The sequence below is a fragment of the Microbulbifer maximicatervae (SeqCode) genome, assembly GCF_052467825.1.
In genome coordinates, this window is the sequence record NZ_CP174327.1 from 5,141,074 (window position 1) to 5,156,004 (window position 14,931).

General features: G+C 51.1%; 14 protein-coding genes and 1 pseudogene. 2 read left to right on the forward strand and 13 right to left on the reverse strand.

Annotation, left to right across the window (positions count from 1 at the left end; all coding sequences use genetic code 11):
- Positions 1-58: 58 nt before the first annotated feature.
- The 5 genes from rplS to ffh all read right to left on the reverse strand — a co-directional run bounded on the left by rplS (position 59) and on the right by ffh (position 3,635).
- Complete coding sequence (gene rplS, locus ACJJII_RS22560; RefSeq protein ID WP_282934563.1) at positions 59-415, reverse strand: 50S ribosomal protein L19; 357 nt, start codon at positions 413-415, stop codon at positions 59-61.
- A gap of 73 nt (positions 416-488) precedes the next feature.
- Entirely contained in the window at positions 489-1,253 is a 765-nt protein-coding gene (gene trmD, locus ACJJII_RS22565) for a tRNA (guanosine(37)-N1)-methyltransferase TrmD (RefSeq protein WP_413662806.1), read from the reverse strand.
- 12 nt (positions 1,254-1,265) lie between these two features.
- A complete protein-coding gene (rimM, locus tag ACJJII_RS22570; RefSeq protein ID WP_108735295.1) occupies positions 1,266-1,805 on the reverse strand; it encodes a ribosome maturation factor RimM in 540 nt (179 codons plus the stop codon).
- Between the two features lie 22 nt (positions 1,806-1,827).
- A complete protein-coding gene (gene rpsP / locus ACJJII_RS22575; RefSeq protein WP_108733998.1) occupies positions 1,828-2,067 on the reverse strand; it encodes a 30S ribosomal protein S16 in 240 nt (79 codons plus the stop codon).
- A gap of 155 nt (positions 2,068-2,222) precedes the next feature.
- Entirely contained in the window at positions 2,223-3,635 is a 1,413-nt protein-coding gene (gene ffh / locus ACJJII_RS22580; protein WP_444893186.1) for a signal recognition particle protein, read from the reverse strand.
- Positions 3,636-3,840: 205 nt separating this feature from the next.
- Here ffh and ACJJII_RS22585 point away from each other — a divergent pair, with 205 nt between their 5' ends.
- Together ACJJII_RS22585 and ACJJII_RS22590 are read left to right on the forward strand one after the other, a co-directional pair.
- Positions 3,841-4,641: a cytochrome C assembly family protein gene (locus tag ACJJII_RS22585; RefSeq protein WP_444896543.1), complete on the forward strand. Its 801-nt coding sequence runs from the start codon at positions 3,841-3,843 to the stop codon at positions 4,639-4,641.
- Positions 4,642-4,720: 79 nt separating this feature from the next.
- Positions 4,721-5,983, forward strand: a complete 1,263-nt coding sequence (locus tag ACJJII_RS22590) for an HlyC/CorC family transporter (protein WP_413662809.1) — start codon at positions 4,721-4,723, stop codon at positions 5,981-5,983.
- 15 nt (positions 5,984-5,998) lie between these two features.
- Here the strand turns inward: ACJJII_RS22590 and rnhB are convergent, their stop codons facing one another.
- From rnhB to bamA (ACJJII_RS22630), 8 genes and pseudogenes are all read right to left on the reverse strand, one after another.
- Complete coding sequence (gene rnhB / locus ACJJII_RS22595; protein ID WP_444917809.1) at positions 5,999-6,616, reverse strand: ribonuclease HII; 618 nt, start codon at positions 6,614-6,616, stop codon at positions 5,999-6,001.
- 6 nt (positions 6,617-6,622) lie between these two features.
- Positions 6,623-7,792, reverse strand: coding sequence for a lipid-A-disaccharide synthase (gene lpxB, locus ACJJII_RS22600; protein ID WP_444917810.1), 1,170 nt, complete (start codon positions 7,790-7,792; stop codon positions 6,623-6,625).
- A 101-nt stretch (positions 7,793-7,893) separates the two neighbouring features.
- The gene (gene lpxA, locus ACJJII_RS22605) at positions 7,894-8,673 is read right to left on the reverse strand and encodes an acyl-ACP--UDP-N-acetylglucosamine O-acyltransferase (protein ID WP_444896539.1); all 780 of its coding nucleotides are present in this window, start codon (positions 8,671-8,673) and stop codon (positions 7,894-7,896) included.
- Between the two features lie 106 nt (positions 8,674-8,779).
- Positions 8,780-9,220: a 3-hydroxyacyl-ACP dehydratase FabZ gene (fabZ, locus tag ACJJII_RS22610; protein WP_108734005.1), complete on the reverse strand. Its 441-nt coding sequence runs from the start codon at positions 9,218-9,220 to the stop codon at positions 8,780-8,782.
- Between the two features lie 78 nt (positions 9,221-9,298).
- A complete protein-coding gene (lpxD, locus tag ACJJII_RS22615) occupies positions 9,299-10,360 on the reverse strand; it encodes a UDP-3-O-(3-hydroxymyristoyl)glucosamine N-acyltransferase (protein WP_444917811.1) in 1,062 nt (353 codons plus the stop codon).
- Positions 10,361-10,374: 14 nt separating this feature from the next.
- Positions 10,375-10,890 carry an OmpH/Skp family outer membrane protein gene (locus tag ACJJII_RS22620; protein ID WP_413662813.1) on the reverse strand — a complete coding sequence of 172 codons (516 nt, stop codon included), beginning with the start codon at positions 10,888-10,890 and terminating at the stop codon, positions 10,375-10,377.
- Positions 10,891-10,958: 68 nt separating this feature from the next.
- Positions 10,959-13,559 (reverse strand): outer membrane protein assembly factor BamA, encoded by a 2,601-nt coding sequence (gene bamA / locus ACJJII_RS22625; protein WP_444917812.1) that lies wholly within the window; start codon positions 13,557-13,559, stop codon positions 10,959-10,961.
- A gap of 61 nt (positions 13,560-13,620) precedes the next feature.
- Positions 13,621-14,898: pseudogene (gene bamA, locus ACJJII_RS22630) on the reverse strand (outer membrane protein assembly factor BamA); the annotation flags it as partial.
- Positions 14,899-14,931 lie beyond the last annotated feature (33 nt).

Genomic DNA, 14,931 nt, shown 5'->3' on the forward strand with positions numbered 1-14,931 from the left:
CCACATACAAAAAAGGCCGAAGCGTACGCTTCGGCCTTTTTCTGCGATCAAGGAGGGCTTAGTTGAGCTTCTCTTTGATACGTGCAGCTTTACCAGTCAGGCTGCGGAGGTAGTACAGCTTGGCCTGACGCACGTCACCGCGACGCTTAACCTTGAGGCTGTCAACCATCGGGCTGTGAGTCTGGAAAGTACGCTCAACGCCAACACCGTGGGAAATTTTACGCACGGTGAAGGAGGAATTCAGACCACGGTTGCGCTTACCGATAACCACGCCTTCGAACGCCTGCAGACGCTCACGGTTGCCCTCTTTTACTTTTACCTGAACGATTACAGTGTCGCCCGGTGCGAAGGGAGGTACTTCGCTCTTCAGCTGTTCCTGCTCCAGCTGCTGGATAATTTTGTTAGTCATTTGGATCGCTCCCAAATACAGATTGTGTAGCTTCTCAGCTAGTTCACCGAACTACTCGCGCCTCCCGGCGAATTCGGCCTCAATTTTCTTCGAGCTTCTGTTCCCGCTGGATCTCATCCAGCAACAACTTCTGCTCATCGCTCAACTCCAACCCTTGCAATAAGTCCGGGCGTCGCTGTTGCGTGCGCGCCAATGCCTGCTTCAGGCGCCAGCGGCGTATTCTTTCATGGTTGCCGGAAAGCAAAACTTCCGGTACCGCTACTCCCCGATATTGCTCCGGTCGGGTGTAGTGTGGGCAGTCCAGCAGGCCAGAGGAGAAAGAGTCCTCAACCGCCGATTGGTTGTGTCCAAGTGCGCCGGGAATCAAGCGGGTAATAGCATCCACCATCACCATAGCAGCCAGTTCGCCACCGCTGAGGACATAGTCACCAATGGACCACTCCTCGTCGATCATAGATTCGACGATACGCTCATCCACACCTTCGTAGCGCCCCGCCAACAACACCAGGTTGCCAGCTGCAGACAGCTGCTCCACTCCACCCTGATCGAGCTGTCGACCCTGGGGAGACATGTAGATACTGCGTACAGATTCACCATCTTCACCAGCCCAAGCTCGAGCAGCCTCGAGAGCCTGGTAAAGGGGCTCAGCTAACATCACCATTCCCGGTCCGCCGCCGTATGGGCGATCGTCCACAGTCCGGTGCCTGTCACTGGTAAAGTCCCGAGGATTCCAACAGCGAACTTCTAAAAGGCCATCTTTCACAGCCCGTCCACTGACGCCATACTCGGTCAATGCGGCAAACATCTCCGGAAAAATGCTTACCAGAGCGATTCGTTTTGTCATCGCTCCTACGCCTTAAAAAGCCGGGTCCCAGTCGACGGTTATTACACCGACTTCCAGGTCAATATTGGTAATAAACTGATCAGGTAGATAGGGAATCAAGCGCTCGCGCTTATCCGCTCCACCGCGCACCACCATTACATCGTTGGCGCCAGTTTCCATCATGCGAGCGACGGTACCAAAGTCGTGATCTTCGCCATCGAAATGGCTGACAACCTTTAACCCCTCGAGCTGGTGCCAGTAATACTCACCGTGCTCAAGCTCAGGCATCAGTTCACGAGCTACAGCAATATCGCGCTGGCAAAGTCGAGCCGCCAAATCGCGGTCATCAATGCCTTTCACATGTACAATCAAGCCCTTGCCGTGACGTTTACCAGCGTCAATTTCGAGAGCTTCCCAACCTTTCGGCCCCTGCAAGCGCCAATTAGGGAACTGCAGGATGTTGTCCATCGGCTCGGTATAGGAGTGAACCTTGACCCAGCCGCGCACACCATAAACGGTAGTAACGCGCCCAACCGTGACCAACTCTTCGGAAGGTTTTCCGTTATCTGTCACAGGAGCACCACTTACGCGCAAATTAAGCAGATTCTTTCAGAAGCTTGCCGACGCGGTCAGAAACCTGCGCGCCACGACCCAGCCAGAAATCAACACGCTCGCGATCAACACGCAGACGCTCTTCCTGACCACGGGCAACCGGGTTGAAGAAACCAACACGCTCAATAAAACGACCGTCGCGAGATTTGCGGCTGTCGGTAACGGTCAGATGATAAAACGGGCGCTTTTTAGCACCACCACGGGCCAAACGAATGGTTACCATGTAACTTTCCTATAGGTTCAACACTAGGCAACCGCACTAAGCAGTCACCACAACAACTTTGTACCGGCAGTAGGGCCGGCAGAAAGGCGGCGTATTCTAATGTACCACCCCAGATTTGTATAGGGTCGCCAAGCCGCCCGGAGAACCGCGGTTCTCTACTTCTTTTTGAGGCCCGGTGGCAGGCCTCCGGGCATACCGCCCATACCGCCAGGCATACCACCGCCCATACCGGGCAGGCCGCCGAGGCCGCGCATCATTTTACCCATGCCGCCGCCTTTGAGCTTCTTCATCATCTTGCCCATCTGCTTGTGCTGCTTGAGCAGGCGATTCAAGTCCTGCAGCTGGGTGCCTGAACCGGCAACGATGCGGCGCTTGCGCGAACCGTTAAGAAGGTCAGGATTGCGGCGTTCCGCCGGCGTCATGGAGGAAATCAATGCGTCCATACGCTTAAATTCTTTGCCCATATCGGCCTGTTGTGCAGCCTGCGCTACACCGCCCATGCCGGGCATTTTCTCCAACAGGGAGCCAAAGCCACCCATGTTTTGCATTTGCTGCAACTGATCGCGCAGGTCTTCCAGGTCAAAGCCTTTACCCTTCTGGACCTTCTTAACCAGCTTTTCGGCTTTCTCTTTATCAATCTTCTGCTCTGCTTCTTCAATCAGAGACAGAATGTCACCCATACCCAGGATACGGGAGGCGATACGATCCGGGTGGAAGGTTTCCAGGGCGTCGGTCTTTTCACCAACACCGATAAACTTGATTGGCTTACCGGTGACGTGACGCACGGAGAGAGCGGCACCACCACGGGCATCGCCATCGGCCTTGGTGAGAATCACACCGGTCAGCGGCAGCGCATCATTAAAGGCACTTGCGGTATTTACCGCATCCTGACCGATCATTGCGTCGATCACGAACAGGGTTTCCGCCGGGTCCAACTCGCTGTGCAGCTCACGGATTTCATCCATCAACTCGGAGTCCACATGCAGTCGACCAGCAGTATCCACAATCAGCACATCGGCAAATTGTTTGCGGGCAGCGTCCACAGCACCCTTGGCAATATCCAGCGGTTTCTGCTCAGCTGTAGAGGGGTAAAACTGTGCCCCCACTTCACCGGCCAAGGTCTCCAGCTGTTTAATAGCGGCAGGGCGGTAGACGTCCGCACTCACCACCATGACTTTTTTCTTTTCACGCTCCTGCAGGTATTTGGCCAGCTTGGCCACACTGGTGGTTTTACCAGCACCCTGGAGGCCCGCCATCAGGATTACCGCCGGAGGTTGCACGGCGAGGTTGAGAGGCTCTGCAGCCGCACCCATCACCTTAACCAGCTCATCCTGAACAATCTTGACGAACTGCTGGCCCGGGTTGAGAGCCTTGCTAACCTTCTGTCCTACCGCAGCGGTGCGCACTTGCTGAACAAATGCCTTAACCACTGGCAGAGCGACATCCGCCTCCAACAGCGCCTTGCGCACTTCGCGCAAAGTATCGCGGATATTGTCATCCGTAAGGCGCGCTTTACCGGTAACTTTCTTTAAGGCCGCCGATAAGCGGTCACTCAGGTTATCGAACATAAATTCGTCTCGATCTCTCCGTTTACGGACTCAACCCCAGTGCGGAGGGGCGCGAAATTAGGGGGGAGCAAACTGCAACTCCCTCTCTGAGGCGCGGCAGTATAGCCCAGGTCTCGCCACAGCCGAAATATCGCAAGTCTTCCTTGTTTCAACTGGCTATGACACACTCCTGCCCTAACGCAATAATGAAGACACGGATTTACCCATGGCGGCTTTCGCCCACTGGACAGCTATCGCTCTCTACCTGGCCACAACCATAGTTGCAGGTGCGGCTCTGGCCCGAAAACAACAGCCGAATTCCAAACTGCTTCTCAGCCTTTTGGCGGGTGCACTTGTCACCCACGGAATATCCCTGGGACACGTTCTCTTTTCACCCGAAGGCTATCGCTTTGACCTGCTGGCAATGCTCTCGCTGATTGCCTGGGTAGTTAACTTTCTATTATTGATCCTGGCCGTTGGCCGGCCACTTACGCTACTTATTCTTATTTTCGCACCAGTGGGAGCCGCCACTGAATTTGCCGCATCCCATATTTGGGGCACCGTAACGCCACATCAACAGATCTCTGCCGGCATTGCGGTACACGCTCTACTGTCTATTTCTGCCTATTCGCTGCTGACCCTGGCTACCCTTCAGGCGATCTATCTCTATTACCTTAACCAGCAACTGCACAACCACAGGCCGGTAGGCGCCACCCGCCTTCTGCCACCATTGCAGAGCATGGAATCACTGCTGTTCGGTCTGATCACTTTCGGGCAACTACTGCTCACCGCCTCCCTGCTGACCGGTTTCGTCTTTGTTGGCAATTTGTTTGAAGAGGGGCCAATACACAAAACCATCCTCTCTATGGTCGCCTGGGTTCTTTACACCATACTCCTATGGGGACACTGGAGGTTGGGCTGGAGAGGCAATACCGCTGTGCGCTGGACCTTAAGCGCTTTCGCCGCCCTACTACTTGCCTATTTTGGTAGTAAGCTGGTTATGGAAGTCATTCTCCAGCGCGGGTAATCGAATATACGACTGCAAAGCTTGCGGAGGTCGGCAATATGTTCCAATATCTCCGCTTGGAAATAAAAAGAGTTCTCCCTTGAACGAGATGCCCACGGGCCTGCTATTCGGTTTGCTGGCCCTATTGATACTGATATCCGCCTTCTTCTCCAGCTCCGAAACCAGCATGATGGCGCTTAACCGCTATCGCCTGCGGCACCAAGCCAAAAGCGGGCACCGCGGGGCAAAGCGCGCCACAGAGCTGCTCGCACGCCCGGACAAGCTGATCGGCTCAATTCTAATCGGCAACAATCTCGTTAACGTTCTTGTATCTGTAATCGCCGGCTCGGTATTCGCGCAGATATACGGAGAAATACTCACCACCATAGTCTTAACTCTTGCCCTGCTGATTTTTGCTGAGGTCACACCAAAGACTATTGCCGCTCTACACCCGGAAAAAATTGCTTTCCCCGCCTCATTTATTTTGCGCCCACTGCAGTGGCTGCTCACTCCCCTGGTGCTGTTGATTGGTGGCATATCCAACGGCCTGGCGCGTATGCTGGGAGTCGAAACAAAAGCGAATAGCGAAGCGGAACACCTGGCCCCCGAAGAACTCCGAACCGTTGTATTCGAATCAGGCGCCCTGCTTCCCAGCAAGCACAAAGGCATGTTGCTCAACGTGCTGGACCTGGACCAGGCAACCGTTGAAGACATCATGATTCCGCGCAATGAAGTCATGGGCGTTGACCTGGAAAACAGCGCCGAAGAGATCCTGCAGCAGCTAGCGGAAAGTTCCTACACTCGCCTCCCGGTATATCGCGGTGACATCAATCGAGTAGTAGGCATACTTCACCTGCGAAAAGCGGCGCAAATACTGCGCGACGGACCGGAAAATTTAACGGCAGAGCGGCTCAACTCCTTCACCGATGAGCCTTACTTCGTACCCGAGGCAACACCACTCCCCACACTGCTGATGAACTTCCAGAAAACCAAGCGCCGCATGGGGCTGGTAGTTGATGAGTACGGAGAGGTAATGGGTATCGTTACCCTGGAAGATCTGCTGGAGGAAATTGTCGGCGACTTCACCGCAAGTCCAGTACCCAGCGATGACGAGGAGATAGTCGCTATAGAAGATGGCTGGTACATGATCGAGGGCGGCACTTCTATTCGCGATATTAATCGCACCCTTGGCTGGGAACTGCCCACCGACGGGCCGAAAACCTTTAACGGCCTGGCAATGGAACACCTGGAGAGTATCCCCGACGGCAATATCAGCCTGTACATCCTCAATTACCTGGTGGAAATTGAGGAGGTCTCAGACAAGATGATTACCCGGGCCAGAATCAAGCGAATCGACAAGTAACGCTACAGCCGTTAATCACTCAACTTCTTCTAGCAAGCGCCTTACCGGTGCAAAGCTGGTGCGGTGTATTGGAGTGGGACCCCGCAACTGTAAAGCTTCCATATGCGCCTTGGTGGGATACCCTTTATGATCTGCAAGGCCGTAACCGGGATATTCAGAGTCCAGCACTACCATTTCCCTATCACGGGTCACCTTAGCCAAAATAGATGCCGCCCCAATTGCAGCGACACGACCATCGCCCTTTACAACGGTATCGCAAGGGTAATCCCAGTTCGGTTTTTTATTGCCATCCACCAACACAAATTCAGGCTGCACGGATAGCTGTGCAACTGCACGATGCATCGCCAGTAAACTTGCCTGCAAAATATTTAGCTGGTCAATTTCCTCTACTGTTGCACGAGCTATGGAGTAACTGAGTGCTCTCTCACAAATCTCATCAAATAACTGCTCGCGCTTTTTTTCAGTCAGCGTTTTGGAGTCGGCAAGCCCGGCAATTGGCTTGTTAGGGTCAAGAATCACAGCTGCGGCAACTACATCACCAGCTAAGGGGCCGCGCCCAACCTCATCGACACCTGCAATCAAATCACCCTTGAAAGGGCAAACATAGGGGGGCAATTCTGTTTTACTACTCATAACTAACTACTCGGCAGATTCAGGCTTAGCTTCCAGTAGCCCCACCACGGCATCGGCAGCCCGCTCAGAAGCATTGCGTCTCAACTGTTGATGCATTTCGAAAAACTCGCGCTCTAAATGATCCCCAAGAAGCGGATCTTCAAAGTACTGCATCACCGCCGCACCAAGATTCTCTGGAATAGCATCATTCTGCAAAATTTCCGGTACCAGTTCTTTTTGGGCTAGTAAATTTGGCAGCGAAACCCATGGGGTATGCAACATCCGCGAGACGATCATAGATGTCAATCTACCCAGCTTGTAAGTAACGACCATGGGCTTTTTAAGCAACATTGTCTCTAGGGTTGCTGTACCCGATGCAATGAGCACACAGTCTGCCGCAGAAACGGCTCGTCTCGATTGCCCCTCAAGTAAAGTAATAGGGAGTTCTGGATAATCTTTTAGCTGCTCTTGAATCTCATCCATACGCTGCTTGTTAGCAGCGGGAATAACAAATTTAATATCCGAGTGACGCTGGTGGCACCATCGGGCCGTCTGCAGAAACAACGGCCCCAGCATGCGAACCTCACCTCCACGGCTGCCAGGCAAAAGGGCAATTACCCGGTCGCCTTTCTCAAAGCCCAATGCTTTGCGTTCGCCGGCGATATCCACTTGCAGGGGAATTTCATCAGCCAAAGGGTGGCCAACAAAGGTCACCGGTACTTGGTTATCTCGGTAGAAATTCGCTTCAAATGGAAGCAGGGTCAACATGTGGTCGACAGCCCGCGCAATCTTTTTAATTCGACCCTGCCGCCAGGCCCAAACCGAAGGACTGACATAATGGACGGTGGGGATACCCTCAGCCTTGAGTGCAGCCTCAAGAGTCAATGTAAAGTCCGGGGAATCTATACCAATAAATAGATCGGGAGGGTTATCAGTAAAGTGGCGACGGAGAGATCTGCGGATTTTCAACAGTTCCGGAAGGCGCTTCAAAGGCTCTACCAGCCCCATTACCGACAGCCGCTCCATAGGAAATAAACTTTTAGTACCCAGTTCCAGCATGCGCGGTCCGGCAATCCCCTCAAATTCTACATTGGGAATCCGAGTTTTTAATGCGGCCATCAAACCAGAACCGAGGATATCTCCTGACGCCTCACCGACAACGATACCAATTCGTATCGGCTTATTTTTTTCTGACACGCCTAAATCCCTCCTCTTGGGGAGCTGTTTACGTTGGAATTAAATGGGAGTTGCATAAAGTGCAATCGGAGCCGCACGAAACAGCTCCAAAGAGAAGTGAATTAGCGAACAATGCCGCGAGTGGAAGACTGCAAAGACTCTATCCACGGCTGAATAACTGGAGATTGTTCGCGCAACTCCATCAAGGCCTGCAGCGCCTCTTGCATAGTAAGACCGCGACGATAAACGGTCTTGTAAGCTTTATTGATCAGGGCAATATCTTCTCTAGAAAAGCCCCGTCTGCGCAGCCCTTCTGAGTTAATGGTCTTTGCTTCGGCAGGGTTTCCGGCAACCATAACATAAGCAGGAACGTCTTTACCGATAGCAGCGCCCATTCCCAGGAAAGCATGCTCTCCCACAGTACAGTTCTGGTGAACCAAACTATAACCACTCAGAATCGCCCAGTCCTTAACAACAACATGACCGGCCAAACCACAGTTATTCACCATAATAGTGTGATTGCCAACAACACTATCGTGGCCAATATGGGCATAGGCCATGATCAGGTTTTCGTCACCAATAGTGGTCTCACCTCGGTCCTGAACGGTACCACGGTGGATCGTAACCCCCTCGCGAATCACGTTATTGTCGCCAATAACGAGTGTCGTCTCTTCACCACGATACTTTTTGTCCGGGGTATCCTGCCCTACGGAAGCAAACTGGTAGATTCGGTTGTTCTTCCCCAGTTTGGTCGGCCCACTAAGCACCACATGAGAGGCAATATCACAGCCATCACCTATCTCTACGCCGGCTCCAACAATGGTGTAAGCACCAATACTCACCCCGGAACCAATTACTGCCGTAGAGTCGACAATAGCTGTAGGGTGGATACTTGTCTGCATTCTGGGATCTACTCCTCGGCATTAATCGTACTGGGTAACCTGTACCCTTAAAAACAAAGGCTACCCGGAAAATCCTGAATCTAACTCTCCAGAGAGCTTTACAGAATTACTGAACCTTTTTGACGGCACATAGGATATCAACAGAAGCTGCCAGCTCGCCATCAACACTGGCTTTACAAGCGAATTTCCAGATATTTCTGCGAACAGATACCGCTTCAGACTCGAGCTCAAGACGATCACCTGGGATCACCTGACGCTTAAAACGCGCCTTATCAACCCCACCGAACAGATACAGATATCCATCTTCCGGTTTTTTGCCAAACGTTTTAAAGCCGAGGATTCCCGAGACCTGAGCCAGGGCTTCAACAATCATCACTCCCGGGAAAATAGGCATTTCCGGAAAGTGGCCATTAAAAACTTCTTCATTTCCAGAAATGTTTTTATAGCCTTTTATATACTTCCCTTCTTCGAGTTCTACTACACGATCCACCAACAAAAAAGGATAACGGTGCGGCAGATACTCGCGAATTTCACGTACATCCATCATTCCAAATGCCCCCAGAAACCACTTCGGGGCGTAAAACGCCCCGAAAACAACAAAGCCAAATTAATTAATAACTAAAGTTCAATGGTCTGTCCCACTCTTTTGGGACAGTGCCTGAACCTGTTTTTCCAAATCTTTCAATCTGCGCGCCATTTGATCCAACTGACCAAAACGCACAGCATTACGACGCCAGGTAGAACTATCGGCAAAGGATAGCGCTCCAGAGTAGCTACCAGTATCCTTTATCGACTTAGTAACAAACGTGTTACCCGACACCTGACTGCCATCTGCAATCGTTATGTGCCCGTTAATACGGCTACAGCCACCGAGAAGACAATGCTTCCCTATCTCAGCACTACCGGCAATTACGGCACACCCGGCTATGGCCGTGTAGTCACCAATCTTCACATTGTGCGCGATTTGGACCAGATTGTCGATCTTGACTCCTCGCCCAATCACCGTATCGCCCAAAGCTCCACGGTCTATACAGGTATTGGCTCCAATTTCCACATCTTCGCCAATTTGCACTCCACCAAGCTGGTGAATTTTCACCCAGCTGCCTTTATTAGGCGCAAACCCGAAGCCATCGGCTCCAATAACCGTCTGGCTGTGAATAATACCGTGTGCACCGATAGAGCAGTTATGATGAAAAACAACGCCGGCATACAGGCGTGTCCCTGCACCGACTAAACTGCCCTCGCCAACATAGCAGTTAGCACCAACAATCGCTCCAGGCTCCAATTTTGCATAGGCCTCGACCACAGAGCCGGGCCCCACACTGACACCAGCACCAATCTCTGCCGTGGGGTGAACCACAGCAGAGGGGTGAATACCAATAGGTGCTTCAGGAGTTGTATCGAACAGGGCTGTTGCTCGAGCAAAGGCCAGGTAGGGGTCCGCAACACATAAAGCCGTTACCGGGCACTCTTCAACAAACTCTTCCGATACCAGCACTGCGGCAGCTTTGGTCGTTTTCAGAAAGCGTCGATAATTAGGGCTTGCGAGGAAAGCCAAGTGCTCTGCACCGGCATCCTGCAGTGTATTTAAACCCTGAACTTTTTGATTGGAATCTGAACCGGGCGCCAACCGCAAGTCGGCCCCCAGCTCTTGCGCCAACTGGGCAAGAGAAAAGCTATCTTTCATATAAGACTATCGACTTACTTGGCTGCGTTCATACGCTTAACAACAGCTTCTGTCAGGTCGACGCTGGGACTTACATAGTAGGCAGTATTGGAATCCAGCACTACGTCAAGCTTCTGCTCTTTAATCAGTGCGTCCAGGGCATCTCTGGCCTTTGGTCCCATAGAAGCCTGGATCTCTTGACCCACTTGAGCTTCCATTGCACGCAATTTTTTCACCGTTGTCTCAAAATCTGAGCGCTGGAAATTCATCTTGCGCTGGTACTCAGTCTTTTGCTCATCGGACCAGGTCACACTATTTTTCTTGGCATCTTCAGCCATTTTTTGCAGTTCAGAACGAATTGACTCGGCACTGCTCTGCAGCTTCGAATATTCAGAACTGGTCTTCAAGGAGTTAACCTTGGTTTTCGCTGCATCTGTGCTCATGATCGCAGCTTGTAGGTTAAGTACCGCAACCTTGGTTTGCGCCAGCGCTGCGCCGGACAAGGTCATACCTGCAAGTAATACTGCAACAATTTTTACATTCTTAAGCACGTCGGTCTCTCCAATAGATTTTATTTTAATTGCGCTGATATACGCCTAATTCATTTTATCTGACAAATTTAGAAGCTGTTACCCAGAGTGAACTGGAATACTTCCACATCGTCATCATCATTTTTCTTAAGAGCTTTCGCCAAACTGAATGTCAGCGGGCCAAAACCGGTAATCCAGGTCAAGCCTATCCCCGCAGAGACATTCATCTTACCAAAGTCCACATCGTAACAGTTGATTTGGGTATCACTACAGCTCGTATCGAACACATTACCCGCATCTATAAAGAAAGCGGTTTGTAAAGAACGCTGATCTTTGATAAACGGCAGAGGAAAGATCACTTCCGCACTACCCTCAACCAGGATATTTCCACCGAAGGGGTCTGTATCATTATAAGAAGACGTTTCCAGCTCTCCATTCTCATTTACCAAGTAGCAAAACTGAACGTCTCCACCTTCTGTTGCACATGGGGCCAAGGTGGTAGTGCTGAAGGTCTCAGTCTGTTCATCAATCACTTCTGTGTAGCTAAACCCATCAAGATATTGTGCCGGAGTTGAGCGAGGGCCCAGTGTGTTGCGCTCAAAGCCGCGCACAGAGCCAAAACCACCCGCATAGAAATTCTTAAAGAACGGCAACTCATCAAGATCCCCAAAGCCATCACCATAGCCTAAGCGTGTTCGCAAGCGTAGAGTCAGACTCTTAGTCAGAGGGCGGAAGTATTGTCCCGTATAAACAAGTTTGTAGTACTCCAGATCACTCCCAGGCACGCTGAGTTCGAAAGAGAGATTTTGTGAAGCTCCTCGGGTTGCTAAGACTCCGCGATTAAGGGTCGATCGAGCATAGGATGCAGTTAAACTCACACTGTTAAATGCGTCACCATAACGATCTATAAAACCGTTTTCGGTAGGAAATAAACCATCGGTAACCGGCATCGCAAGATCTAGGGTTTCATCATTAAAATAAGCCGAAGCCACCCTATCTGCCTCTGCTTCTGTAATAACACCAATCGCATTATCATTAGGCTTAGGTGTTGTTGAAATCTCTTGAACAGAACTACTTGAAGCTGTTAGCTCCAAGTGGTTGAAATTAATATTCAATCCGAGGCGGGAAATTTCTGACATCGGGTAACCAAAACTGACACCGCCGCCATAAGTCTCAGTGTTGTAATCAGAAAGGTTAACCTCCGAGTAATCATTCTCTGTGTAGAAGACATTAAATCCACGGCTCACACCATCTGGTGTGAAGTAGGGGTCGAGATATGAGAAGTTCACAGAAGTTTGGTATGTGGAGGCATTCAACCCAATACCTACGGATTTACCCGTTCCCAGCCAGTTATTTTCCTGGATATTGGCTCCCAGCACCAAGCCGCTGCTCTGGGCCCAACCAATGGTGCCGCCGATAGACCCTGAAGGCTGCTCTTCAACCGTGTATTCAACATCAATTTGATCGGATGTACCCGGTACCTCTGAAGTTTCCACCTCTACTTCCTTAAAGTAACCCAAGCGTTCAAGGCGGACTTTAGACTGCTCTATACGGGCAGAGGAGGCAGAAGCTGACTCCATCTGACGCATCTCGCGGCGCAAAACCTCATCTGTAGTGCGAGTATTACCTCGGAAGTTAATTCGGCGAACATAAGCCCGCTTGCCGGGGTTGATAAAGAAGGTAATTTTTACCGTTTTCTCTTCTTTATTGGGCTCGGGGATACCATTAACCTCAGCAAAGGTATAGCCCTCATTCCCCAGACGCTTGGTAATGTAATCCGAGGTTGTTGTCATGCGAACCTGGGAAAAGGTCTGCCCCTCCCGCACCAGCAGCAAGCGCTTAACTTCTTCCTCTGGAACTACAGGATCACCCGCCAGGTCCACTTCACTAATGGTGTAAACATCGCCTTCATATACATTGACGGTGATAAATACACTCTCTTTATCGGGACTCAGGGAAACCTGGGTAGAGTCAATTTTAAAATCCAGGTACCCACGATCCAGGTAATAGGATTCGAGACGCTCCAGGTCGCCGGTCAATTTCTCCCGGGAATACTTGTCATCACTGCGCAGCCACGACAACCAGCCGGTGGTTTGCAGCTCAAAAATCTCTCCAAGCTCTTCATCGGAGAACGCTTTATTGCCGACAATATTGATGTGCTTAATTGCGGCTACTGAGCCCTCATCAACAATTACGCGAAGCTCAACCTGATTGCGCGGCAACTCTTTTACTTCAGTTTTAACACTGGCGTCATAGCGCCCCTGGCCAACATATTGACGCTGCAGCTCCTGGGCCAACCCCTCAAGGGTTGCGCGCTTGAAGATCTGCCCCTCTGAAAGGCCATTCTCTTGCATGCCTTTTAACAAGTCTTCTGTTGCAATCGCCTTGTTGCCCGTAATCTCGATCTTGGAAATTGCAGGTCGCTCGCGCACAGTAATGACCAGGACACCATTTTCCTGGCCGATTTGAATATCCTCAAAGTAACCTGTGCGAAACAGTGCCCGAGTGGCACTCTGGATTTCCAAAGTCTCCACCTCATCCCCCACTCGCACAGGGAGAGCTGAGAATACGGTACCGGCAGAGACGCGCTGCAGCCCTTCCACACGGATGTCATCAACTACAAATGACTGTGCTAAAGCACTGAGAGGCAGTGCCAGACTAAGAGAAGCCGCTTTCAGGAAATGTTTCATCTACTAATTCCAGGTGTTTTTATTCGCAATCCAGGAGTTACAGCGCCAACTAGCGCCCCGCTCCCCCAGAATCAGAGGGTTGCCCCTCTACCATGTAATCAACATCGGGCCGGTCTGAGGTGCCGGACACCTTAGTTGTTTCAACTTTCACTACCTTCAAGTATCCAAGGCGTTCGAGACGCACTTTGGATTGCTCTATACGCGCAGAGGAAGCCAAAGCTGACTCCATCTGGCGCAGTTCACGCCGCAAAACTTCATCTGCGGTGCGAGTGTTCCCGCGAAAACTAATACGTCGCACATAAGTGCGCTTTCCCGGATCAACAAAGAAGGTAATTTTTACTGTACTTTCTTCTTCATTGGCCTCAGGAATGCCATTCACTTCGGCAAAAGCGTAACCTTTGTTGCCCAAGCGTTTAGCAATATAGTCTGAAGTGGTCGTCACCCTCGCTTGGGAGAACCGCTGACCTTCTCGCACCAATAGCAGGCGGTTGATTTCCTCCTCCGCTACTATCGGGTTTCCAGCAATTTCCACCTCACTAACCGTGTAAACACCACCCTCAACCACGTTAATGGTAATGAATACACTCTTCTTGTCCGGCCCTAGAGATACCTGAGTCGAATCAATCTGGAAATCAAGATATCCACGATCCAGGTAATAGGACTTTAAGCGCTCCAAATCACCAGTGAGCTTCTCACTAGAATACTTATCATCACTGCGCAACCAAGAGAGCCAGCCAGTAGTTTTAAGCTCAAAAATCTCTTCCAGCTCTTTATCAGAAAAGGCACGATTTCCTACGACATTAATATGTTTAATCGCAGCAACAGCCCCTTCATCGACAGCAACCCGCAGCTCAACCTGGTTGCGCGGCAGCTCCTTGAGTTCTGCTTTAACACTGGCGCCATATCGACCCTGCGCCACATACTGGCGTTCAAACTGCTGGGTCAACCCCCTGAGGGTCGAACGCTTTAGAATCTGGCCTTCGGCGAGACCGTATTCCTTCATCGCCTTCAGTAGATCCTCAGTGGCAATCGCCTTGTTCCCTGATATATCTATCTTTGATATAGCCGGCCGTTCTCTCACGGTAATAACAAGAACGCTGTTTTCGTGGCCAATCTGAATATCTTCAAAAAAACCAGTGCGGAACAATACTCGGGTTGCATCCTGAATCTCGCCAGGCTCAACTTCGTCGCCTACCCGAATCGGAAGCGCTGAAAAAACTGTACCTGCAGAAACCCGCTGTAACCCGTCTACTCGGATATCGCTGAGAACGAACGACTGTGCCAAAGCGCTGAGAGGCAGCACCAGGCCCAGAAAGATCGCTTTCAGCAAATACTTCATACCGCTTCCGAGTCGCTTTTACTCACAACAAAA